The sequence below is a fragment of the Aeromonas sp. 160P genome, assembly GCF_055193095.1.
Window position 1 is genome coordinate 4,497,353 of record NZ_JBUXKV010000001.1, and the last position, 23,195, is coordinate 4,520,547.

Consider the following 23,195-nt stretch of genomic DNA (forward strand, 5'->3'; position numbering starts at 1 on the left):
ATTCGCGTTTTAACTTAACCCCAGCTTAACCAACTAAAAATGGCAGACCAGGGTCTGCCATTCGCACCAGGAAAGGGGTCATACAGACCCCTTTCATCAGGTTATTCGATTCCCAAGCCGGAAGCCGGTTTGATACTCCCGCTCGCGAACAAGGGCGATTTGACCCTGATATCCTTCCAGCCCGATATCTTTGAGCAGGGCGGGGGACAGATTGACCTGCACGAGACGACGCTCGACCCGCGCGATCCGTCGCTGGACCAGGGATTCAACACTACGCAGTAAAACCAGTTCGATAGACATGACATTCTCCAGTTGAACATGCGGTTCTCCCGGAGAAAGTGGATATCACCCTGCGGGACGAACCGCGGGTGATAAAAAGACAGGGGTTACCTGTTTACGCCACGCGGTAAAAGAGCACGAGATTTCACGCCGCACGCAGTGCCGCGAGAGAATGCAATATTGAGCATCAGATGTTGCATATTCGTCTCCTTACCGGATGAAAGCTGAACAGATTGCAGAAGTCTAAAAAATATCCGAATTTAAAACAAGCCTCTCCCGACTCCTTTTTAACCGTTTTTGCGGCATTTTATGCTGCCCGTGAAGCAACCCCGGGGCATCAGATCCCCGAGAGCAGCCGGTACTCCTCCAATACATAGGTATCTGTCATGCCGCTGACGTAATCGAGCAGCAGCCGCACCCGGTAATACCACTCTTGCTCGTTGTGACAGGCAAAGCGTGGATCAGGGGTGGCGATCGCCAGCCGGTAGGCCTTGAGGTGACGGGCTGAGAGGCGGTGATAGAGCCGCCGGGCAAAGAACAGCGCCGGACTCCCCTCCCCGGCCAGCAGGCGGGCAAATTGTGGCGCCGGCAGCGCCAGCAGGCAGGCATAGCTTGCCAGCACCCCGCGCAGCGCCGCATAGCCTTCCAGTTCGAGGGCTTCCACCTCGGGGCGCAGAAAGACCAGCTCGCGGGCCACCCGCTTGAGGATATCGAGCACCCGCGCCGCTGGTGCCTGACCGTGAAGCAGCGCTTGCGGATAGGAGCCCTGCAAAATGGCCTGATGCTCGCTGACATAGCTCTGCGCCGCCAGCGCCACCAGATCCTGGGTCAACTGTTGGCGAAAATGGGGGAAAAAGCCCCGGCTGGAGGCCAGCGCGTCATCGAGCAAGGTGCCCATGTAGTCGCTCTGATCGACCCCTCGCAGCGCAGCCAGCAGTTCGCCCAGCGTCAGGACCCGCCGATCGACCGCATCCTCCAGATCGGCGATGCAGTAGGAGATGTCATCGGCCGCCTCCATGATATAGGCGAGCGGGTGACGACAGCCGGGAGCCAACCCCAGACTCTGGCCGAGGGCGCGGTAGAGCGGCTGCTCGCTAAAGAAGATACCGCGCTTGCTGCTCCAGCCATGATGCTGGCCGTAGCTCACTCCGGGCTGGGGCTGCTGGGGGTATTTGCACAACGCCCCCAGCTGGCCGAGGGTCAGGTTGAGCTCGTGCAGGCTGTGTACCAGCCGCAGGCTCTGGGCATTGCCATCAAACAGCTGCAGATCGTGACGCAATTCCGCCCACTGGGCCGAGGGAGGCTGCGCCAGCGCCTGCTGATAGAGGGGATCGAGCATCTCGCCAAGCCACTGGCTCATCACCTGCTCGCCAAAGTGGCCAAACGGCGGGTTGCCAACATCGTGCAGTAGGCAGGACATCTCCACCAGATTGATAAAAGCCCCTGCGCAGACCTCACCGGGCGGCAAGCTGGCCAGAATGCGACGGCTGATCTGGCGGCCGGTCTCCTGCACCTCCAGCGAGTGGGTGAGGCGGCTGCGCACCGAGGCTTTCACATCGAGCGGAAAAACCTGGGTCTTCTGCTGCAGCCGGCGCACCGGCGCCGCTTGCACTATGCGGGCGCGATCCTGCTCGGTCGCCTCCAGCAGATCCTCATCCCCCCAGGGGTGGATGCGCTCGGGGGTAATCAAACGGCTATACATCTTGCAGCTCCTTGCCAGCAACTTCCCTCAGACTCAAGACAACCTCCAGCCTCAAGACAACAACCAGCGCCGCAGACGGGCGATATCGCCGGGATATTCGCGGCGCAGCGTCTCAATCCAATCCTCTACGTTTTCCCACCAGGCGGGGTGATCCGGGCTCTGGATCAGCTGGGCAGTCTGCTGCAGCCGACGCAGGCCGATGGAGCCTGCCGCCCCTTTGATCTTGTGCGCCTCCTCCACCACCCCCGCCTGATCCTTGGCAATCATGTTGGAGTCGAGCACTGCCATATAGTCGGGGAGCATCTTCTCGAACAGATCGACGCTAGAGAGCAGCACCGGCTTGCCCACGGTATCGGCGTAGTCGGTGAGGAAGGGTAGATCCAGCAGCGCATCCTGATTGCCCGCATCCGCCTGCTCGTCTGCCTCATCCTCGGCCAGATCGGCAAACAGGTGACCAATCACCTCCCGCACCGCTTTGGAGCCGAGCGGCTTGTTGATCACATCCTGCATGCCGTGATCCCGATAATACTGGCGATCGCCGGTGGAATTGGCGGTGAGCGCCACCATGGGCGGCAGGCTGTCGCCATAACGCTCCAGCAGTTTTGCGGCCACATCGAAGCCGGTCATATCCGGCAGTTGGATATCGAGCAGAATGAGGTCGAAATCATCCGGATTGGCCATCGCCAACGCCTGGGTACCGTCCCGCGCCACCTGCACCTGATGACCCAGCTTGTTAAGCAAAGCGCAGGCCACCGTCACGTTGAGCTCCACATCCTCCACCAGCAGGATATCGAGGGAGGGCATCTCATCAGCGGGCTCCGGCAGCACAGGCTCGGCGCAGGCCACCTCCAGTTCGGCCGTGAAGCAGGAGCCTTCGCCCGGATCGCTATCGACATAGAGCTGACCACCCATCGCCTGCACCAGCTGGCGGGAAACCGCGAGGCCAATGCCGGTGCCGGTGGCGTGCTTCTTGCCCTGCACCTGATAGTACATGGCGAAGATCTTCTCCTGCTGGGCGCGCGGGATGCCGACACCGGTATCCTCTACCTCGAAGTGCAGCGCCAGCTTGCCTGGCTGGTCAGCGGGATGGGAGAGGCAACGCACGGTCACGCCTCCCTCATCGGTAAACTTGACTGCATTGCCCACCAGATTCCACAGCACCTGACGCAAGCGGGTGCCATCGGCCATCACAAATTGCGGCATGTCGCCATCGCGATCGAAATGGAGATAGAGCCCCTTCTGCTCCGCCTGAATGCGGGAGAGGGTCTCCAGCTCGTCGAGAAACGCAGGCAAGTCGATGCGGGTCGGCGCAATCTCGAGGCGACGGCGATCGAGTTTGTCGAGATCGATGATGTCATTGAAGATATTGCCAAGGGTGACCGCACTCAGATGGATGATCTTGAGCTGCTGATGCTGTTTGGCATCGAGAGGGGTATCCATCAGCATCCGGCTTAAGCCCACAATACCGTTGAGCGGGGTGCGCAACTCGTGGCTGATGGTGGAGATGAAGGTGGTCTTGTCGCGGCTCGCCTTCTCCAGCTTGTCCTGATACTGCTTGCGCTCGGTGATGTCGCGGCCAAAACCGAGCAGACCCAACCGCTTGCCGAAACGATCGAAGAAGGGCACCTTGCGCAGCTCGAAGTAGGCTTTGCGGCCATCCGGATATTCAAGCCACTGCTCGTAGGTAAGCGGCTCGTTGCTGCTGAACACTTGACGGTCGGTCTCGACTATTTTGTTGGCAATCTCCTGCTTGTAGACATCGAACGGGGTCAGACCGATCAACTCGGCCTCCACCTTGCCGGTCAGCTCCTCCATGGCGCGGTTGCAGCCAGAGAACTGCTCATCCTCGTTGCGGTAGTAGACCAGATCGGGGGAGCAGTCGATGAAGGAGCGCAGCAACGCGGTGCGTTCCCCCAGATGCAACTGGGCCTTCTCGCGCTGAAATACCTCGTTCTCTAAATCATCGATCGCTTGCTGACGCAGATCCTCGGCCCGGTTGGTCTCGGCAATCTGGGTATTGAGGCGGCTGATGTTCTCCTGCAACTGGCTATTGAGTTCCAGATCCCGCTCGCGCATATCTTGCAGCTTGCGCACCATTCTGGTCAGGCGCTGGCGGGAGTCCTCCAGCTGGTCCACCACGATGGAGAGAAAATAGACCGCCCAGGGGGTTACCAGCAGGCCAAAGAACACCGAGCGAACGAAGTCGATCACATCGATATTGCCGCGCAGGAACAGGGTCACCCCCATCTGGATGGCGACCGCCAACACTATGATTCCCGCCGCCAAAAACATGCTGAATCGCACCAGTCCCAGCTTGGTCATCAAGTCGACGTAATATTGCGCCCAGGATTTAATCTGCTTCATCTTGTTGTTTTCCCCCGATATTCGCGGTACAGAATAACAGCACAACCGAGTGAACTCTTCTTAATCTCATACAACGACCTCTCGATTGTGTGAGCTGATAGGCGAATACCGCAGGCATAACGCCAGTCTGTACGCCATACACAGCATTCAGGAGCACAATTCCATGCGTCATCTTCCGCTACTTGGCCTAGGTCTGCTGGCTGCCAACAGTGCCTACGCCGATTTGGGTGCCATCCCCAAGCAGTCCGGCTGGTCCGGTTTTCTGCTGGGTGGCATCAATGTCATTGACTACCAATCCAATTTTTATAGCGGCAACGATGACCACAGCACGATCGCCGGTCTGAATGGCCCACAAAGCAGCTCCACCGTTGCGCCACTGCTCAACGCCGATATCCGCTACACCTTTGCCGATACGCGCACCCAACTCTTCCTTGGCAACCTGATCCAGGATGCCATTCGTTTCGACTTCACCCAGCAACTGGGACTGCGGCAGGAGCTGGGAGACAAGGGGATTGTCGGTGGCTCGCTGGTATTCAGCGCCATGCCAACCGAGCAGTGGAGCGATCCATTCGCCGTGGGGGTAGACCGCAGCTCGACCGATATCAACTCCACGGGGGCACGGGCAAGCTGGGACAAAATCTGGGGCAGCAACTTCAACGCTAGCCTGACTACCCGCAATATCGATGTCGATGAAGAGCGCAGCGGTAGCCAATATGGTGCCGAGACAGCAGCCAAGCTGGATCGCAATGGCAAGATCCACGCTCTCGAACTCTCCTATCAGTGGCGTTTTGCCCCCGGCCAAGTGCTTGAACCTGCGCTGATCTATCGCGACGCAGACCTTGATGGCAGCGCCCAGCGCTACAAACAGAGCGGCATGCAGCTGACCTATGCCAAGCGGGGCGCCCAATGGTCACTGGTCAGTAACCTCTACCTCGGCCAAAGCAACTATGACGAGGCCAATCCCCTCTTCAATCAGTACGCCGATGCCGACGAGTTTGCCGCAAACGTCATCTTTTTCTGGCATAACCTGTTTGGCATCAGCGCCCTCTCGGCCACCGCCAGTGCGGCGTATGCCAAATCCAGCTCCGATATCAGCTTCTATGATGCACAAGCCACCCGCTTCAGCACCGGCCTGCTCTACAACTTCTAGTGCGCAGTACGCGTTACCCGCCAAAAAAGAGCAAGGCCACTCGAGAGTGGCCTTGCTGCTGTCTGCTTGCGTCTCAAATCCCTAAAGAGTCGAGCAGATCGTCGTGGTCGTTGGCGACCGGAGCCGCAGCCTGAACCGGCTTGGCTGCATCCAGCTTGGTTTGGGCGATCAGGGCATCAGGATCCAGCTCCTCGTGCTCCATCCCCTCACTGTGAATGCGGATGAACTCAGTTTTGTCCATCGCCAGCTCCAGATAGAAGATGTTGTTGCGGGCGGTGAAGAAGGTGACGCGGCGCGCTTCCGGGTTATCGAGGTTGGTATCGACACTCAGCATCACCTGCTTGTTCAAGGCCAACATTTTCGGCTGGTTCTGGGTGATATGGGTCTGCAGATCACGCCCCACCTTGACGGTAAAGCTACCGACGATCTGGTTCATCAGCTCGCCCATCACGTTGCTCACCTCATCCGAGGTGTGAGAGATGGCAAGATCCTCCTTGGATAGCCCCATGCTGAGCATATAGCTCTCGTACAGTTCCATGGCAGCGGCGGCGGAAAAGTTGATCACCACCAGACCGGAAAAACCGCCATCAAACAGCACAAAGCAGCCGATATCCGGCTTGAGGCAGGTCTTGCTGATCCGCTGTACCATGCCAGAAAAACGAACCTGACTCTGCGTTGCAGCACTGAGTACCTGAGTCACCGAGTTGCACAGGCTGAGCAGCACATCCTCAGTGGTCAATACGGCTTCATCATCGGATCTTGTTACTATCATGGGACCTTCCTGAACATCGAAAATGGGCTTATCTATACCATAACTCTAACAGATGGCGCGGCCCGGAGACTGAAATAGCGACACGCCTCTCAGTTGACTCCGCTATCAGCAGCCACAGGGGGTGAAACCGCTTAGCTTGGCGAGCCGGGTACGCCATCTATCGGCTTGTTCAGCCAACTCTTGTGGCTCATAAGGCACGGTCGGATGAGCTCCCCAGATAGGGCCTGGCCAGGCGCGATCCGTTGCAAAACGGGCGACATGGTGAAGATGGAGTTGCGGCACCAGATTGCCCAGCGCCCCTATGTTGATCTTGTCCGGGCTGAGGCCCTGTTCCATCAGGGTGGCGACGGCGCAGGACTCCTGCATCAGCTGTTGCTGCTGCTCCGGTGCCAGATGGTGAATTTCCCGCAAGTTGGCGACCCGTGGCACCAGGATCAGCCAAGGGTACTGGCTATCTTTGGCCAGCAAGACACGGCAGAGGGGCAGATCCCCGAGCAACCGGGTATCTGCCTGCAGGCGTGAATGCAATTCAAACATGAAAACCTCGTTGAGTACGATGAACAGAGCGCCTGAAAAAGGCGTGTCCACGTTACTGCAACGGGCAACAAACTTAAAGCTGCGGCACGGCCCAACCGATAAAGCGCTTGCGCAGAGCCGGATCGGCCTTGAGGAACAGCTGCTGCAACTGCCCTTCCAGCTCGCTGGCTGCCACAACGGGTTGAGCACCACTGGCGACCGTGGCCGTTGGCTGCGCAGCAAGGGCGACTGCCGTCAGCGCCGCCTTGCCACCGCTGCGGTTGTATTCCGCCAGTTTGCCGTTCCAGTCAACCCCAAGCAGCATGCCGCTAGTCACCAGCGCATCCTGCTGGATGGCAAGCGCCCGGCCATTATCCTGCAACCCTACCACCGGGGCCTTGGCATAGGCCTGCATCCCCCGCTCATCGGTCGGTACGCTCGCCACCAGTTGCAACCGCTGATTACTCGCCTGATAGCGCACCACCTGCGGCTCGGAGCGCACCTGCCGATCATTCTCGCTGCTGCTGCGACTGGGGATCACCCCTTCGAAGCGCACCAGCAGTTGCTGCTCGCCATCCGCCAGGGTGGCATGCTGCTCATCCTGTAAGGTGCCGTTGCTCACCGCGAGGATGCGGAAATTGTCCGGCACCTTCACTTCCACCATGGCCTGCACACTGCCTGCCCCCAAGACTGCACAGAGCAGCACAAACCCGGTCAACCCTCTATTGCTCTTCATTCCCGCTGATCTTCCTGATGCCGATGATGGGCGCAGGGTAACAGTCGAAGATGACAGAAAAATAACGTGGCTCAAAGCAGATAGCGGGGCCGCTCGGCAAACCACTGGGCCAGTACCTGCTTGAACAGCCGGATCTTGCGCGGCACCCGCCGCTGCTGGGCATGCAGCACATGGAGCTGATGCAGGCCGCTCTGCCACTCGTCAAGCACGGTCACCAGCTCTCCCGTTGCCAGCGCGGGCTCCACCAGCATCAACGGGCACTTGGCATAGCCCATACCGGCGCGCGCCAACTGCAGCACAGTGCTGTAGTGGTTGGCCCGCACCTTGCCCTGCACCAGAATGTGGGCCTCCTCCCCTTCGCGGATGAAGTGCCACTGCTCCCAAGCTGGATTGTGCCCCTGCAACAGGCAGCTGCGGCCACTCAGCTCATAGGGAGTGACAGGACGCCCCTCGCGCGCCACCAGTGCGGGACTGGCGACCACCACATCCTTGAGCCGACCCAGCGGCAGGGCCACCAGATTGTCCGGCACCTCGTTCATGGCGCGCAGGGCGATGTCGTTCTCCCCCTGACTCATGTCGACCATCTGGTTGGTGAAATTGAGTTCCACCTCAACCCCCGGGCAGAGCGCGGCAAAGCTGGTCAGCAGCTCGCTCACCATGCGATCGCCGGTGCTGACCGGGCAGGTAAAACGCAGACGGCCGCCATCCTCTTCGGTCAGTGCCTGAATATCCTGTTCCACCTGCCGTGCCAGCGCGAAGATCTCTCCCGCCTGCTGATAGAGGGTCTTGCCCGCCTCGGTCAGGCTGAGGCGGCGGGTGGTGCGCTGCAACAGTTGCGCATTGAGGGAGGACTCCAGCGCGCTGACGTGGCGGCTCAGCATCCCCTTGCTGACCCCCAGCGTATCGGCCGCAGCCGAGAAACTGCCTCGCAGCACCACTTCATAAAAGCTGGCCAGATGGGCGATATCCATCATTAGCTCCAATATGGAAACAATGGGTTTATTTTATGCGCTTTTTCGCATTTTTTGTTGCGCTAGAATCAATACATCCCAACCAGGAGTGATGCAGATGAAAATTGTGATTGTGGGTGCCTCCGGCACCGTCGGCTCCGCGGTCAGTGAACTGCTTGCCAAAGATCATCAGGTGATCCGGGTCGGCCACAGCCGTGGCGATGCCACGGTCGACATGCGCGATCCCGTCTCCATCAAGGCGCTGTTTGCCCGGGTGGGCCAGTTTGATGCACTGGTGGTGGCCAGCGGCAGCGTGGCCTTCAACGGCCTGACCGAGATGACCGACGAGCAGTGGCAAGTGGGAGTGGAGAGCAAGCTGATGGGCCAGATCAACCTGACCCGCGCCGCCATCCCTTATCTGAATGACAAGGGCTCCATCACCCTGATCAGCGGCATCCTGAGTGAGGAGCCAATCAACTGGGGAGTGAGCGCCAGCACCGTCAACGGTGCCATCGATCACTTTGTCAAAGCCGCCGCCTGCGAGCTGCCCCACGGCCTGCGCATCAATGTGGTGAGCCCCACCGTGCTGGAGGAGTCGATGGACAAATACGCCGACTTCTTCCCGGGCTTCGTGCCGGTGCCCGCCGCCAAGGTGGCGCAGGCTTACAAGAAGTCGGTGCTGGGCATCCAGACCGGTCAGGTGTTCAGGGTCAACGGCTGATCGCCGCTCGCTTGCCGCCAGATCAGCAATAAAAACGGGCCCCGCAGCGGGGCCCGTCTGTTTCTCTGCCTCTCTCTTTCGCCACCAGCAAACGTTTGTTTTTCGATGGCAAAAAAAGAGGGCAACCCTTAGTCGATCAGACCGTACTGTTCGCGCAGCACCTCGATGATCTCCTGCTTGGGATTGGCAGAGCGCACCAGCTTGTGGCCGATGATCTTCTCGGCGATCCCGACGTAGGTGTTGGAGATATCCATCATCACTTCGGTGGGCAGCTTGTTGTCACGGGCCAGGGCGAAACGTTCCGGCATGCGGTTCTTGTTGAGCAGGATGTCCGGATCCGGGAAGTGGTTGAGCAGCCACTGGCGGAAACCCTCTTTGGACTTCTCGACAATCTGACCATCGCGCAGGGCAGCGCCGTCCCAGATACGGGAGCTGTCGGGGGTACCCACTTCATCCATGTAGATCAGCTTCTCGTTGCCCGCCGCATCGTGAACGTAGCCAAACTCGAACTTGGTATCGACGAAGATCTGATCCAGCGCGGTCAGCGCGTCGCTGATGACGTTGAAGCCCTCTTTGAGCAGTACTTCGTAGCGGTCGATGTCGGCCGGTTTGCTGAAGTTAAAGCCTTTATAGTGGCGCTCGATATCGGCACGGGAGACGTTGACGTCATCGGCTTCCGGCACGCCATCCAGCCCTGTCAGCACACCCTTGGTGGAGGGGGTGATGAGGATCTCCGGCAGTTTCTGATCCTTTTTGAGCCCTTCTGGCAGAGTGATGCCGCAGAACTCGCGCTCGCCATCCTTGTAGGCACGCCACATGGAGCCAGTGATGTACTGGCGGGCAATGGCCTCGATCATCACCGGACGGGCTTTTTGCACGATCCAGACGAAGGGGTGCGGTATATCCAGAATGTGGCTATCGGCCAGTCCCTTCTCCTTGAACAGCTTGAACCAGTGGCTGGAGATGGCGTTGAGCGCCGCCCCTTTGCCCGGTACGCCGTTCAGGCCATCCACACCTTGCCAGATGCAATCGAAGGCCGAGATGCGGTCACTGATCACCATGAGGGCGAGCGGCGCATCGGCTGGCACATCATAGTCTTTCTCTTTGATGAGCCGGGCACTGTCGGCCGGGGTCAACCAGTAGACGCTGCGCACTTTACCGGAATGGACAGGTTTATCGGTACGGATCGGCAAATCGTCATTCACCGCCAATACTTGATCTGCAAGACTCATGGCTGATAACTCTTCCTGTTTGTGGGGGGTAAACATCGCAAGCCACGTTTCCCATCAACGGGTTACCACGTGATGGCAAGGGGGCTCACATCATTGAAAACATGCACCATTCGCCCTCGTTTGCAGAGGGATCCCGATATAAAAACAGGGGCACAAGGCCCCTGTATTTATTCTGCTTTTGCTGCTGCCTGATCGGCCAGCCCTTTGGCGAACGCCTCGGACAGGCTGATATACATCTGGGAGATGACCCCTGACGAGACCGGCTTCTTATCCTTGTCGAACAAGGTGATGGAGGTCTTGCCTCCCGCCATCTCGCCCAGCTGGAAGCGGAACTTCTCCTCCTCCAGTTTGAACGGTTCACTGCCCTTCTCTTTCCAGAACTTGGCGCCCGGCTCTTCGTACTCGACGTCGATCCAGCCCAGTGACTGCTGGGTGTCCTTGATGATGAAACCGTAAGCGGGCAGTACCTGATTGAGGCGACGCCACACCTGATCAAAGGAGCCTTCAGCAATCCAGGCGCTCAGCTCGTTGTTGTCCAGCCCCAGTTGCAGCGCCATGCCATCGTTGGACTTGTGCTGTTCGCGAGCTTTCAACTGCTGGTCGTAATAGAGGGAGAACTGGTTCAGCACCCGGGCGGCATAGCGCTGGGCATCGGCAGGGGTCAGCTTGTTGCTGGTCTCGCCATCAATGGTCTCTTCATGATCCAGCACCCGTACCGACATGTTGACGGCATGGCGCTGCACATCGTTGCGCAAAGTGAACTGGTAACGCTGACGGATTTTGAAATCTTCGTCATCTTCACCCCAGCCATCGAGGGCAACCGTGTTGTCAAACCAACCGGTTTGCAATACGCCATCTTGCTGATCCAGCTTCTCGGTGGTCACCTTGTATTTGGCCAGGAAGTTCATCAGGAACGACCAGGTATCGCGCTCCACGCTCTGGCTGGTGCTCAGGGCATAGAAGGCAACGGTCGGTTCGGCTGCAGCCTGCACCACCTGACTGCCCGGTACCACGGTCAATAGTTGGGCTGGCGGACGCACGTCAATCTTGGCGCCGAGGGCACCTTCACGGCTGCTCTCGGGCAACGGCGGAATGTCGTACTGGCTATTGAAAGTGGGGGCGCTCAATCCTGCGGGGATCAAGAACGCACGGCCCTCGAGGCGAGCATCTTCATATTCGAAGCCCCGGTTGGCCATTTTGCGATCCTGGGGGGTGCTGCAACCAGCCAATACGGCTACGGTCGCAACGCTCAGCACCAGACGGGCTCTATTTCCCTTTCCATTTGATTTAAACACTCGCCATCAACTCCGCAGTGGTCAGTGCTCGCGCCATCGCTTGTTCGCCCTCGGCAGTGAGGTCAACCAGCGGCAAACGCAAGGTTGCTGTTGCAATCAACCCCAGCTGGGCACAGGCCCATTTCACCGGGGTAGGACTCGGTTCGCAGAACAGAGTCTGATGCAACGGCATCAAGAGATTGTTGATGTCATGGGCCTGTCCGGCATTACCGGTCAGCGCAGCACGACACATGTCGGCCATCTGGGCCGCTGCAATATTGGTGGTAACCGAAATAACACCATCGCCACCTTGCAGCATAAAATCACAACCAGTGGCATCGTCGCCACTGTAAAGGGCAAACGCCGGCCCGCACAGCTCACGCAATAACGGGGTGCGGCTCAAATCACCGGTCGCCTCTTTCAAACCGATAATGCCGGGAACCTTGGCCAGACGGGCTACGGTCTCCGGTTTGAGATCGCAGCAGGTGCGACCGGGCACATTATAAAGAATTTGGGGCAGACCACTAGCCTCGGCGATCGCACAATAGTGGCGATAGAGGCCCTCTTGGGTAGGTTTGTTGTAGTAAGGGGTAACCGAGAGACCTGCCACTACACCGGTTTTGGCCAGCCGTTTGGTCAATTCAATGGCATGGGCGGTATTATTGGAGCCGCAACCGGCGATGACGGGGATGCGACCGGCGGCATACTCAACGGTCTTTTCAACAACGGCGATATGCTCCTGCTCGCTCAGGGTCACCGATTCCCCGGTGGTACCCACCGCAACAATGGCGCTGGTCCCGGCGCTGACATGATAGTCGACCAGCTTGGCCAGACTGGCCCAGTCGACTTCACCTGAAGCCAGCATGGGGGTAACGAGCGCAACAATACTACCGCGTAACATGGATATTTCTCCCGATTTTCAGGGGCGTAATGGTAAAGCTGCCCCCTTTTAAAAACAAGGGAGAGAGGGGATAAGCCGTGATACCATCCGCCACAAAAAGTAATGAACGAAAGTCGGCAGCGCCCATCAGGGAGTGGTCATCACGGCCAGAGGGTTGGCTTGCCACGGTCGCTTTCGCAACAAAATAATGGACGAGAGAAGATTTATGACTCATTACCTGGTCGTAACGGCCATCGGCACGGACAGGCCTGGCATCGTCAATGAAGTGACCCGCCACGTCAGTGGCTGTGGTTGCAACATCGTCGACAGCCGCCTTGGCATCTTCGGCAATGAATTTACCTTTATCATGCTGCTCTCGGGCGACTGGAACAGCATGATGCAACTCGAGATCAGCCTGCCCCTGCGCAGCCAGGAGTGGGACCTCATCACCATGATGAAGCGCACCGAGCGCCACCACTCCCTGCAGTATGATATCGGCGCCAGTGCCGAGCTGTTGATCCGCGACCAGCCCGGCATCGTAAGCCAGTGCACCCAGTTCTTCAGCGAACATGGCTGGAACATCCAGGCGATGCAATCCATGACCCTGGAGCAGCAGCCGTTCAACCTGCTCAAGATCAGTTTTCAGCTCAATCTGGCCCGAGCAGGGGAAGTCGAGGGTTCACAAACCGCCTTCGCGGCATTCTGTGGTGTACTGGGTGCCGAATCGTTCGAGTTTATCGTCAATCGCAAACACGCCTGAGGGCGTTTTACCCGAGGAGACCCCATGCAACCATTACAAGCTGGCAGCCCCGCCCCCGATTTCTCCCTGCCCGACCAGAATGGCAATCAGGTCAGTCTCGCTGGCCTGCGCGGCAAGAAGGTACTGGTCTACTTCTATCCCAAGGCGATGACCCCTGGCTGCACCACCCAGGCCTGCAGCCTGCGCGATGTGAACGCCGAGCTGGCCGCCCTTAATGTGGTGGTACTTGGCATCAGTCCGGATCCAGCCAAACGGCTTAAGAAGTTCGAAGAGCGGGACCAGCTCAACTTCACCCTGCTGGCCGATGAGGATCACGCCGTGGCCGATGCGTTTGGCGTCTGGGGCCCGAAGAAATTTATGGGCAAGGAGTATGACGGTATTCACCGCCAGAGCTTCCTGATCGACGAAGAGGGCAAGATTGCCCACCACTTCGACAAGTTCAAAACCAGTGATCACCATCAGGTGGTGTTGAATTTCCTCAAGGGATAACCCTCCCCTGCGTCATTGAAAGGCCTGCCACGCGGGCCTTTGTTGTCTGGCGAATAGCCTCTTGCCCGCTGATTTTTCTCACCAATCCCCGCCCAGATCAAAAAATTCATTTTATATATGGGTTAACGTGACCCCAGAATCATCTTCCAGCGAGATACCCCATGAACATGAGCAACACCGAGCGTTTGATCCTGAGCAACCAGTACGAAATTCTGGCGAAACTCAATCCTGAAAAAGCGGCTTTCTATCAACGTGCCAGCACCATCATTGAGCGCGGCTACTGCCTGCAGATCCTCGAGCTGGAGAAGAGCTTCAGCCATCTGGATCTGGCGACCTGCCAGGAGGTAATCGATACCCTGGAGCTGCACCACGCGCTGGCTATCTCATGGGGTAATCTGGATGGGGCCGATCAGGGTGAAATCAACGCCAGCCGTCTGGAATTCAATGGCTACAGCCGCAGCCAGGAGCGTGAGCTGGCCGACTATGTTTGCTTCCTGCTGGAGGTAGACAAGCGCTTCCCAGAGCTCAAGTGCCCGTGCGACGAACTCTCCAGCGACATCGCCATGCGCGACAAATACCAGCGGATGCTGCAGGTATGGCGTCAGTGCCCGCGCCAGTACAAGCTCTCCATTCAAGAGATCCGCAAGGTGCTGGCGGCCTGATCCTCACGCCATCACCAAACAGCAAAAAAGGCGCCAGCGGCGCCTTTTTGTATAAGAAGGGGGTTTATTCGTAGAGAAAGGATTTATCGAGTTGCTGGAAGGCGGCCTTGAGGGTATCGGCCAGCTCCTCATAGCGCGGCTGGGAGACCAGCGGACGGCGCCCCCCCTGCTCGTTCATCTTGCCGTTGATCTCCCGATACCAGCTGGCAAGAGAAGGGGACAAACGAGTATCTGCTCGATGCCCGAGCCAGTAGTAGCCCTGCAGCGGCAAGCTGAGCAGAAACAGCACTGAGGTGATGACGGAGGGCCAGTAGTGCAGCTCGCCAAACTGGAACTGCAGCATCACGCTGAGCACTGCCAAGGCAGGTATAACCTTGAGGGAAAATTCGGTAGCCTTGATCACCCGATTTTCAGGAAACATCGAATTGAGCTCGGGACGGCGCGGCCAAAGCGTCATATAATGACGCCCTTGCTGTAACTTGGTTCCAAAAATGTTCATGCTCATACTACCTCCGAGCGCTTTTTGAACGTAACAACGGCAAAACCGCGACAAAATTTGATGCAAAATAACAAAGGTTGAGGATGACTTTGTTATTTTTCAACAATCGGGTTATCCTTTGTACGCCCATTTTTGCGTCAAAAGCATCTCGCTATTGACCTGTCAGGGACGTCTGGATTTCGGGTCTTGTATCACTATACAAGGGGCAAGCAATAGATTGCCAACCCTCATAAGGATTAGTTGAAATTTTTTGGACGCACAACGTCCAACGCATCCGCCTACACCCCCCAATCTGCGATAGGATTTATTCATGAGTAAGCTGGTTCTTGTTCTTAACTGTGGCAGCTCTTCCCTGAAGTTTGCTGTCATTGACGCAACCACCGGTGATGACCTGCTGTCCGGCCTGGCTGAGTGCTTCGGCCTCGACGACGCCCGCATCAAGTGGAAACTGAATGGCGAGAAAGGCAGTGCCGATCTGGGCGCTGGTGCCGCTCACCAGGAAGCGCTGGACTTCATCGTCAACAAGATCCTGCCGCTCAATCCGGAACTGGCCAAAAACCTGATCGCTATCGGTCACCGTGTAGTACACGGCGGTGAGCGCTTCACCTCCTCCGTCGTCATCTGCGAAGACGTCATCGCTGGCATCGAAGCCGCCGTGCCGTACGCACCGCTGCACAACCCGGCTCACCTGATCGGTATCCGTGAAGCTCGCCGTGTATTCCCGGCGCTGGCTGACAAGAACGTTGCCGTATTCGACACCGCGTTCCACCAGACCATGCCGCAAGAGGCCTTCCTGTACGCTCTGCCGTACAAGCTCTACAAAGAGAACGGCATCCGTCGCTACGGCGCCCACGGCACCAGCCACTACTACATCAGCCTGGAAGCTGCCAAGCAGCTGAACAAGCCGGTTTCTGAGCTGAACATCATCAACTGCCACCTGGGCAACGGCGGTTCCGTCTGCGCCATCAAGAATGGCCAGTCTGTTGATACCTCCATGGGTCTGACCCCACTGGAAGGCCTGGTGATGGGCACTCGCTCCGGCGATCTGGACCCGGCCATCATCTTCTTCCTGCACGACAAGCTGGGCATGAGCGTTGCTGATATCAACACCATGCTGACCAAAGAGTCCGGCCTGCTGGGTCTGACCGAAGTGACCTCCGACTGCCGTTTCGTTGAAGACAACTACGACAGCAAAGAAGAAGCCAAGCGTGCCATGGATGTTTACTGCTACCGCCTGGCCAAGTACATCGGTGCTTACGCCGCCGCCATGGACGGTCGTCTGGATGCCGTAGTCTTCACCGGTGGTATCGGTGAAAACTCCGCACCGATCCGTGCAATCACCCTGAACAAGCTGGGTCTGCTGGGCTTTGACGTTGATCACGACGCCAACCTGGCTGCCCGCTTCGGCAAGGGTGGCGAGATCACCAAGGCTGGCTCCACCAAGGCCCTGGTTATCCCGACCAATGAAGAGTGGGTCATTGCCCACGATGCGCTGGAACTGATTGGCGCTTAATTGATGCAGTAACTCGAGGCCGCCCCAGGGCGGCCTTTTCCTGATCCCAAAAATGAACAAGGGGTATAAAGTGGCACGCACTATTATGCTTATCCCGGTCGGCACTGGTGTCGGCGTAACTTCCGTGAGTCTTGGCGTGGTTCGCGCTATGGAACGTCACGGTGTCAATGTCAGCTTCTTCAAACCGGTCGCCCAGCCGCGTCCGGGTGAAACCGGTACCGAGCGCTCCACCGCCGTTATCCGTGCAGCTGCCAACATCAACCCGCCCGAGCCGTTCACTCTCTCCTATGCCGAGAACATGATCAGCTCCAGCAATACCGATATCCTGCTGGAAGAGATCGTTGCTCGCTTCGAAGAGCACGTAAAATCCAGTGGTGCCGAAGTGCTGGTTGTCGAAGGTATGGTGCCGACCGACAAGCAGCCCTTTGCCAACAAGCTGAACTACGACGTCGCTAAAGCGCTGGACGCTGACATGGTATTCGTGACCCACCCGGGCCATGACTCCAGCCAGAAGCTGAAAGAGCGTATCGAGCTGGCCTGCTCCAACTTCGGTGGTGTCAACAACCCCCGTATCGTCGGTTGCGTCATCAACAAAGTCGGCGCCCCGGTTGACGAGCATGGCGTGACCCGCCCTGACCTGACCGAGATGTTCGAAGCTCATCACCACATGTCTGAAGCAGCCCACAATCTGGAAGTGCTGCAGGTATTTGGCAAGAGCCCGCTGCGCATTCTGGGTTGCATTCCCTGGAATACCCAGCTGATCGCCCCCCGTGCCAAGGATCTCGCCAAGCATCTGGCAGCCAAGATCCTGCACAAGGGTGAACTGGACAGCCGTCGTCTGCAGACCGTGACCTTCTGTGCCCGCTCCATCCACAACATGGTTGAGCACTTCCGTCCGGGTAGCCTGCTGGTGACCTCTGGCGACCGCTCTGACGTCATCGTCTCTGCCTGCCTCTCCGCCATGAACGGCGTCAAGCTGGGTGCCCTGCTGCTGACCGGTAACTACCATCCGGAACCGCAAGTGATGGCTCTGTGTCAACAGGCCATGGCCACCGGTCTGCCGATCATGATCACCGGCACCAACACCTGGCAAACCGCAGTCAGCCTGCAGAACTTCAACGTCGATATTCCGGAAGATGACCGCGAGCGTATCGAGCTGGTGCAGGATTATGTGGCTGGCCACATCGACAAGCACTGGATCGAGTCGCTGACTGTCAGCTCTACCCGCTCCCGTCGTCTGAGCCCGCCGGCATTCCGTTATCAACTGACCGAGCTGGCCCGTCAGGCCAACAAGCGTGTTGTGCTGCCGGAAGGTGAAGAGCCACGTACCATCAAGGCTGCCGCCATCTGTGCCGAGCGTGGCATCGCCCGTCCGGTACTGCTGGGCAACCCGGAAGAGATCCGTCGCGTTGCTGAACAGCAAGGCGTGGTGCTGAGCAGCAGTGTCGAGATCATCGATCCGGCGATGGTGCGTGAGCGCTATGTGCCGCGTCTGGTCGAGCTGCGCAAGAGCAAAGGCATGACCGAAGTGGTTGCCCGCGAACAGCTGGAAGACAACGTGGTACTGGGTACCATGATGCTGGAGCGCAACGAAGTTGACGGCCTGGTTTCTGGCGCGGTGCACACCACTGCCAACACCATCCGTCCGCCGATGCAGATCATCAAGACCGCTCCGGGCGCCTCACTGATCTCCTCCATCTTCTTCATGCTGCTGCCTGACCAGGTGCTGGTCTACGGTGACTGCGCGATCAACCCGGATCCGACTGCCGAGCAGTTGGCCGAGATCGCCATCCAGTCTGCTGACTCCGCTGCCGCCTTCGGCATCGAGCCGCGCGTAGCCATGATCTCCTACTCTACCGGTACCTCTGGCGCCGGTGCTGATGTAGAGAAAGTTCGTGCCGCGACCGAGCTGGCTAAAGCCAAGCGCCCGGACCTCATCATCGACGGCCCGCTGCAGTATGACGCGGCCATCATGGAGAACGTGGCCAAGTCCAAGGCGCCGAATTCACCGGTTGCGGGTAAAGCTACCGTGTTTGTGTTCCCTGACCTGAACACCGGTAACACCACCTACAAGGCGGTACAGCGCTCTGCTGACCTGGTCTCCATCGGCCCGATGCTGCAAGGCATGCGCAAGCCGGTCAACGACCTCTCCCGCGGCGCCCTGGTTGACGACATCGTCTACACCATCGCCCTGACCGGTATTCAGGCTGCCCAGGCTGAGTAATCAGCCCGTTACCTGAAAAAACCGATCTCGAAGGCTGCTCACCGTTGGTGAGCAGCCTTTTTTATTAAGTATCACTGGAACACCAGTGATACATGCCATCAGCGCAGTGTTGCGCAGAATAATCTCATCCGACGCACCAGCAACGACTTGAGCAGAGCATCTCGGGGAAGCGTGCTCGCCACATTAAAGATGTACATTAAATACATTCAATATCATAAGGTTGAACGTATGAGGGCATTCATAGCGGAGCGCTTATAGCAAATCTTCCACCATCGGCATGGCGATCTGACCTGTCAGAAATTGCAGTAAAAAAGACCCGTTCGATACGCTATTTCTCAATGTGCCGCTCGGCAACATCCACATCAAGGAGGAATGGAAATGCTGATGAAGAAGCTCTCTGCAGTCATGCTGCTGGCCTGCTTGCCCCTGTTCAGCCAACCCGTGCTGGCAGCGGAGAAAACTGCGCCCAAGCAGACCACTACAACCGCTGTCGCCAAGGAGGACGGCAAACTGAATATCAATACGGCGACCCTTGCCGAACTCACCAACCTCAAAGGCATTGGTGACAAAAAGGCGCAAGCCATCATCGATTACCGTGATAAACAGGGAAAATTCACCTCGGTCGATCAGCTGGCAGATGTCAATGGCATAGGTCCGGCCACGCTAGATGCAAACAGGGAGATGATTGTCGTCAAATAATGTCGAATGGATCAGCTGCAAATGGGGCAGCCGGTGGCTGCCCCATTTTTCTTGGAGTATCATGGCGGCACTTTCATCTCTCTGGATAGTTTTCCATGAAAAAGACTCCTCTTGTTGTTCGCAAGGCCGTGCTCCCGGTAGCCGGTCTGGGTACCCGCATGTTGCCAGCCACCAAAGCCATCCCGAAAGAGATGCTGCCGGTAGTCGACAAACCGCTGATCCAGTATGTGGTGCGCGAAGCGATCGCGGCCGGGATCAAGGAGATCATTCTGGTCACCCACTCAAGCAAGAACTCCATCGAAAACCACTTCGACAAGAGCTTCGAGCTGGAAGCGACCCTCGAGAAGCGGGTCAAGCGCCAGCTGCTGGAAGAGGTGCAACAGATCTGCCCGAAAGACGTCACCATCATGCACGTCCGCCAGGGCGAGGCCAAAGGTCTGGGCCACGCGGTCCTCTGCGCCCGTCCGCTGATCGGTGACAACCCCTTCGCCGTGCTGCTGCCGGATGTGCTGATCGACGAGGTTGCCAGCAACCTCAAGCAGGACAATCTGGCCGAGATGGTGCATATGTTCGAAGAGAACCAGATCAGCCAGATCATGGTGGAAGCGGTGCCCGCGAGCGAAGTGGACAAGTACGGCATTGCCGACATCAGGGGCGAGGTTCTGAGCGAGGGGATGTCGCTGCCGATGCAAGCCATTGTCGAGAAGCCGCCCCGGGACGAAGCCCCTTCCAATCTGGCGGTAGTGGGCCGCTATGTGCTCTCTTCCAATATCTGGCCACTGCTGGAGAAAACCCCGGCCGGTGCTGGCGACGAGATCCAGTTAACTGACGCCATCGCCATGCTGATGGAGCAAGAACAGGTCAACGCCTACTTCATGAAAGGCAAGAGCCACGATTGCGGCAGCAAGCTCGGCTATATGAAAGCCAATGTGCAGTATGCGGTACGTCATGCCGAACTGAATGGTGAATTTACCGATTGGCTGAAGCAGTTCGTCAAACAGTTGTAATAGCTGAAAAATCTGTTTTTTATAGAGGTATTCAAGGGGCATCATTCGATGCTCCTTTTTCATTTATGCAACATCTTATCAATCTCTGACAAATAAATTCTCAGCAAATCATAATGTTGTAATTTATTCACACATGTTCTATAAGGATTGAGGCGTGTTTCTCGCCCTTGCATAAAAAACTCAAAAAAATATAAGACACAGGTGGAAGTTCCAATGAATAACCCGTCAAAAGGGACCTTTTTAGGTCACCCTAAAGGGCTTTTTTTGCTCTTTAGTACCGAACTGTGGGAGAGATTCTCCTATTACGGCATGCGTGCCGTGCTGGTGCTCTATCTGACTGACCTGACTGCCAACGGCGGTCTGGGCTGGAGTCAGGCAGATGCCCTCAAACTCTACGGTATCTATACCGGTCTGGTTTATATCACTCCGCTGATTGGCGGCTGGCTGGCAGACACCTTCCTGGGTCAACGTCGCGCCATCCTGATCGGTGCCGTGCTGATGGCGGCGGGTCAATTCACTCTGGCACTGCCCCATGCCATGTTCCCGGATATGGTCAACACCATGTTTTACGCCGGCCTCGCGCTGCTGATCGTGGGTAACGGCCTGTTCAAACCGAACATCTCCACCATGGTGGGTGACCTCTATGAAGAGGGCGATCACCGCCGTGATGGTGCCTTCACCATCTTCTACATGGGCATCAACCTGGGTTCCCTGCTGGCAGGCGTGATCTGTGGTGCTGCCGCCACTGCCTACGGCTGGCAAGCTGCCTTCGTCGGTGCCGGTATCGGCATGCTGCTCTCTCTGGTGATCCAGGCCACCATGGCCCAGCGTTTCCTCGGCAACATAGGTCGCGTCACCGCCGCCCAGCGTGCTGCAGCCCTGCGTACCCATGAGCAAAAAGCGCCACTGACCAAGCAGGAGGTGGATCGCATCAAAGTTATTCTGGTACTGGGCCTGTTTACCATCATCTTCTGGGCTGGTTTCGAGCAGGCCGGTGGTCTGATGAACCTCTACACCCAGGAGTATACCGACCGGATGATCGGCAGCTTCGAAGTGCCGACCGCCTGGTTCCAGTCCCTGAACCCGTTCTTTATCATCACTCTGGCCCCGATCGTGGCAGCCATCTGGATCAAGCTCGGCAAGAAAGAGCCGAACTCTCCGGTCAAGTTTGCCATGGGTCTGCTGTTCCTGGCTGTCGGCTTCCTGTTCATGATCGGCGCAGTGCTGCAGCAAGGTGGCGATCAAGCAGTCAAGACCTCCATGTTCTGGCTGGTAGGTGCTTATCTGTTCCACACCCTGGGCGAGCTCTGCCTCTCCCCGATCGGTCTGTCTATGGTGACCAAGCTGGCTCCGCTGCGTCTGGCCTCCCTGATGATGGGTGCCTGGTTCGGCTTCGTTGCTCTGGCTAACTATGCAGCCGGCTTTATCGGCTCCTTCGTCGGTGAAGCGGGTCCGATTGCCATCTTCGGTGGCATCGCCCTGGCGGCGGTACTGAGCGCCTTGATCCTGCTGACCATGGCCAACCGCCTGGTCTACTGGATGCACGGTGCCGAAGGCCCGGCCAAAGAGCCGCAAGCGCACGACAAGAAACTGCAGTCCGCCGCCGTCTAACACGGTCAGGATTGTAAATAACAAACAGGGCGCCGATAGGCGCCCTGTTTGTTTTGGCCTGTGGTCAGGCGGCATCAGTGATGGCGTACCTGCACATCCAGCGATCCGCCGCTGTCGCTACGAAACTGCAGAGCAAAGGGCTCATGCCAGCTGCGCTTGTGCAGGGCGTAGTGGCTGCTGCGCATCAAGCCAAGGGGCAAGCCGCCGGAGCGCATCAACCAGTGGGGAGAGGTGAGTCCGGCATTAGCGAACACCAGGCCATCGTGCTGATCAAACAACAGCGCCGCCATGGCAAAAGAGTGGCGCAAACCGGATGCCATCAGCTGATGGTTAAGGTAGTCGAGCAACCGGTGCGGCTGGCTCAGCAAACGACTCTGGTGCTGTTGAAACTGGCGATAGGGCACATTCATCAGAGATCGCACCAGCGCCCCGCAAAATGCCGCATCCGTTCCCATGATGGGCAGCTCCATCACCAGCACCAGCAGCTTGTCCTCCACCTTGAAGGTATCGGGGATAAACAGGTGACCCAACCCCTTGAACGTGACCTGCCAGGGGCCCCACTCCTGCAAACCAGGCGGTTTCAGCCCTGCCAGCAGACGGCTGGCGGCTTTGTCATGGGCACTGAAATAATCGATGTGATCCATCAGCTCCAGCTGCTGCGCCCGGTTGGCGCTGCCGTTAAGGGACTGCTCGATACTGCGCTCGACCAGCGCGAAATTCTCAAGCGGCTTGAGCAGATAGTCCCGCGCACCGGCGCGCAGGGCGCTGGCGACCGCCTCCATGGTGCTCTGGGCAGAAATGACAATGACCGGAATATGGGGATAGCGAGCAGCGAGACAGGCGATCACCTCATGGCCATCCATATTGGGCATATTGAGATCGCACAGCACCACGTCGGGATGGTAGAGCGCCGCCGCCGATAGCCCTTCAATGCCATCTTCGGCCTGAAATACTGTGGCCCCGTCCCGTGCGAGGTAACTCACTAACGAGTGGCGAAAAACGGCCTCGTCCTCCACCACCAGGATCCGTAGCCCGGCTTTTGGCATCTTGATAAAAACCTTATTAGTCAACTGGTTATTTAGATACTAAGACTAGCTCAAAAGTGCGGTCAGCGCGGAAACCCTGCGTCAAAAATAGACCTGGATCCAGTTATGG

The 23,195-nt window shown here is 57.8% G+C and carries 22 protein-coding genes; 10 read left to right on the forward strand and 12 right to left on the reverse strand.

The window, feature by feature from the left end:
- Nucleotides 1-96 precede the first annotated feature (96 nt).
- The 3 genes from ACY8FN_RS20840 to arcB form a co-directional block, all read right to left on the reverse strand.
- Complete coding sequence (locus tag ACY8FN_RS20840; protein WP_101318093.1) at nt 97-300, reverse strand: hypothetical protein; 204 nt, start codon at nt 298-300, stop codon at nt 97-99.
- A gap of 316 nt (nt 301-616) precedes the next feature.
- Nucleotides 617-1,981, reverse strand: a complete 1,365-nt coding sequence (dgt, locus tag ACY8FN_RS20845) for a dGTPase (protein WP_463101079.1) — start codon at nt 1,979-1,981, stop codon at nt 617-619.
- A gap of 51 nt (nt 1,982-2,032) precedes the next feature.
- A complete protein-coding gene (arcB, locus tag ACY8FN_RS20850) occupies nt 2,033-4,345 on the reverse strand; it encodes an aerobic respiration two-component sensor histidine kinase ArcB (RefSeq protein ID WP_463101080.1) in 2,313 nt (770 codons plus the stop codon).
- Between the two features lie 163 nt (nt 4,346-4,508).
- On the opposite strand from arcB, the gene ACY8FN_RS20855 reads away from it, so the two are divergent.
- Entirely contained in the window at nt 4,509-5,495 is a 987-nt protein-coding gene (locus ACY8FN_RS20855) for a DUF2860 family protein (RefSeq protein WP_463101081.1), read from the forward strand.
- A 73-nt stretch (nt 5,496-5,568) separates the two neighbouring features.
- Here ACY8FN_RS20855 and ACY8FN_RS20860 read toward each other — a convergent pair whose 3' ends face one another.
- From ACY8FN_RS20860 to ACY8FN_RS20875, 4 genes are all read right to left on the reverse strand, one after another.
- The gene (locus ACY8FN_RS20860) at nt 5,569-6,267 is read right to left on the reverse strand and encodes a DUF3334 family protein (protein WP_042018548.1); all 699 of its coding nucleotides are present in this window, start codon (nt 6,265-6,267) and stop codon (nt 5,569-5,571) included.
- Between the two features lie 105 nt (nt 6,268-6,372).
- Nucleotides 6,373-6,804 (reverse strand): HIT domain-containing protein, encoded by a 432-nt coding sequence (locus ACY8FN_RS20865; protein WP_463101082.1) that lies wholly within the window; start codon nt 6,802-6,804, stop codon nt 6,373-6,375.
- A gap of 73 nt (nt 6,805-6,877) precedes the next feature.
- Entirely contained in the window at nt 6,878-7,519 is a 642-nt protein-coding gene (locus ACY8FN_RS20870; RefSeq protein ID WP_463101083.1) for a DUF2057 domain-containing protein, read from the reverse strand.
- 71 nt (nt 7,520-7,590) lie between these two features.
- Nucleotides 7,591-8,490: a LysR family transcriptional regulator gene (locus ACY8FN_RS20875; RefSeq protein WP_463101205.1), complete on the reverse strand. Its 900-nt coding sequence runs from the start codon at nt 8,488-8,490 to the stop codon at nt 7,591-7,593.
- Between the two features lie 97 nt (nt 8,491-8,587).
- Here ACY8FN_RS20875 and ACY8FN_RS20880 point away from each other — a divergent pair, with 97 nt between their 5' ends.
- Entirely contained in the window at nt 8,588-9,190 is a 603-nt protein-coding gene (locus tag ACY8FN_RS20880) for a short chain dehydrogenase (RefSeq protein WP_463101084.1), read from the forward strand.
- Between the two features lie 128 nt (nt 9,191-9,318).
- On the opposite strand, the gene ACY8FN_RS20885 is transcribed toward ACY8FN_RS20880, so the two are convergent.
- From ACY8FN_RS20885 to dapA, 3 genes are all read right to left on the reverse strand, one after another.
- Nucleotides 9,319-10,422: a phosphoribosylaminoimidazolesuccinocarboxamide synthase gene (locus ACY8FN_RS20885; protein WP_463101085.1), complete on the reverse strand. Its 1,104-nt coding sequence runs from the start codon at nt 10,420-10,422 to the stop codon at nt 9,319-9,321.
- A gap of 167 nt (nt 10,423-10,589) precedes the next feature.
- Nucleotides 10,590-11,717, reverse strand: coding sequence for an outer membrane protein assembly factor BamC (gene bamC / locus ACY8FN_RS20890; protein ID WP_463101086.1), 1,128 nt, complete (start codon nt 11,715-11,717; stop codon nt 10,590-10,592).
- A complete protein-coding gene (dapA, locus tag ACY8FN_RS20895) occupies nt 11,710-12,597 on the reverse strand; it encodes a 4-hydroxy-tetrahydrodipicolinate synthase (protein ID WP_463101087.1) in 888 nt (295 codons plus the stop codon). The genes bamC and dapA overlap by 8 nt, the downstream gene beginning before the upstream one ends.
- Nucleotides 12,598-12,802: 205 nt before the next feature.
- On the opposite strand from dapA, the gene ACY8FN_RS20900 reads away from it, so the two are divergent.
- The 3 genes from ACY8FN_RS20900 (at nt 12,803) to ACY8FN_RS20910 (ending at nt 14,487) form a co-directional block, all read left to right on the forward strand.
- Nucleotides 12,803-13,336: a glycine cleavage system transcriptional repressor gene (locus ACY8FN_RS20900; protein ID WP_101346335.1), complete on the forward strand. Its 534-nt coding sequence runs from the start codon at nt 12,803-12,805 to the stop codon at nt 13,334-13,336.
- Nucleotides 13,337-13,360: 24 nt separating this feature from the next.
- On the forward strand, nt 13,361-13,825 hold the full coding sequence (bcp, locus tag ACY8FN_RS20905; protein WP_042018559.1) for a thioredoxin-dependent thiol peroxidase: 465 nt from the start codon (nt 13,361-13,363) through the stop codon (nt 13,823-13,825).
- A 161-nt stretch (nt 13,826-13,986) separates the two neighbouring features.
- Nucleotides 13,987-14,487, forward strand: coding sequence for a YfbU family protein (locus ACY8FN_RS20910; RefSeq protein WP_042018561.1), 501 nt, complete (start codon nt 13,987-13,989; stop codon nt 14,485-14,487).
- 64 nt (nt 14,488-14,551) lie between these two features.
- On the opposite strand, the gene yfbV is transcribed toward ACY8FN_RS20910, so the two are convergent.
- Complete coding sequence (gene yfbV / locus ACY8FN_RS20915) at nt 14,552-14,992, reverse strand: terminus macrodomain insulation protein YfbV (RefSeq protein WP_042018563.1); 441 nt, start codon at nt 14,990-14,992, stop codon at nt 14,552-14,554.
- Nucleotides 14,993-15,296: 304 nt separating this feature from the next.
- Between yfbV and ACY8FN_RS20920 the strand changes: the two genes are divergently transcribed.
- The 5 genes from ACY8FN_RS20920 (at nt 15,297) to ACY8FN_RS20940 (ending at nt 22,040) form a co-directional block, all read left to right on the forward strand.
- Nucleotides 15,297-16,499 (forward strand): acetate kinase, encoded by a 1,203-nt coding sequence (locus ACY8FN_RS20920; RefSeq protein ID WP_042018565.1) that lies wholly within the window; start codon nt 15,297-15,299, stop codon nt 16,497-16,499.
- A gap of 52 nt (nt 16,500-16,551) precedes the next feature.
- The gene (gene pta / locus ACY8FN_RS20925) at nt 16,552-18,723 is read left to right on the forward strand and encodes a phosphate acetyltransferase (RefSeq protein WP_042018566.1); all 2,172 of its coding nucleotides are present in this window, start codon (nt 16,552-16,554) and stop codon (nt 18,721-18,723) included.
- A gap of 378 nt (nt 18,724-19,101) precedes the next feature.
- Nucleotides 19,102-19,422, forward strand: coding sequence for a ComEA family DNA-binding protein (locus ACY8FN_RS20930; RefSeq protein ID WP_463101088.1), 321 nt, complete (start codon nt 19,102-19,104; stop codon nt 19,420-19,422).
- A gap of 95 nt (nt 19,423-19,517) precedes the next feature.
- Nucleotides 19,518-20,429, forward strand: a complete 912-nt coding sequence (galU, locus tag ACY8FN_RS20935; RefSeq protein WP_303847123.1) for a UTP--glucose-1-phosphate uridylyltransferase GalU — start codon at nt 19,518-19,520, stop codon at nt 20,427-20,429.
- Between the two features lie 213 nt (nt 20,430-20,642).
- Nucleotides 20,643-22,040 (forward strand): peptide MFS transporter, encoded by a 1,398-nt coding sequence (locus ACY8FN_RS20940; RefSeq protein WP_101318070.1) that lies wholly within the window; start codon nt 20,643-20,645, stop codon nt 22,038-22,040.
- 74 nt (nt 22,041-22,114) lie between these two features.
- Here ACY8FN_RS20940 and ACY8FN_RS20945 read toward each other — a convergent pair whose 3' ends face one another.
- Nucleotides 22,115-23,086: a response regulator gene (locus ACY8FN_RS20945; RefSeq protein WP_139690827.1), complete on the reverse strand. Its 972-nt coding sequence runs from the start codon at nt 23,084-23,086 to the stop codon at nt 22,115-22,117.
- Nucleotides 23,087-23,195: the final 109 nt, after the last annotated feature.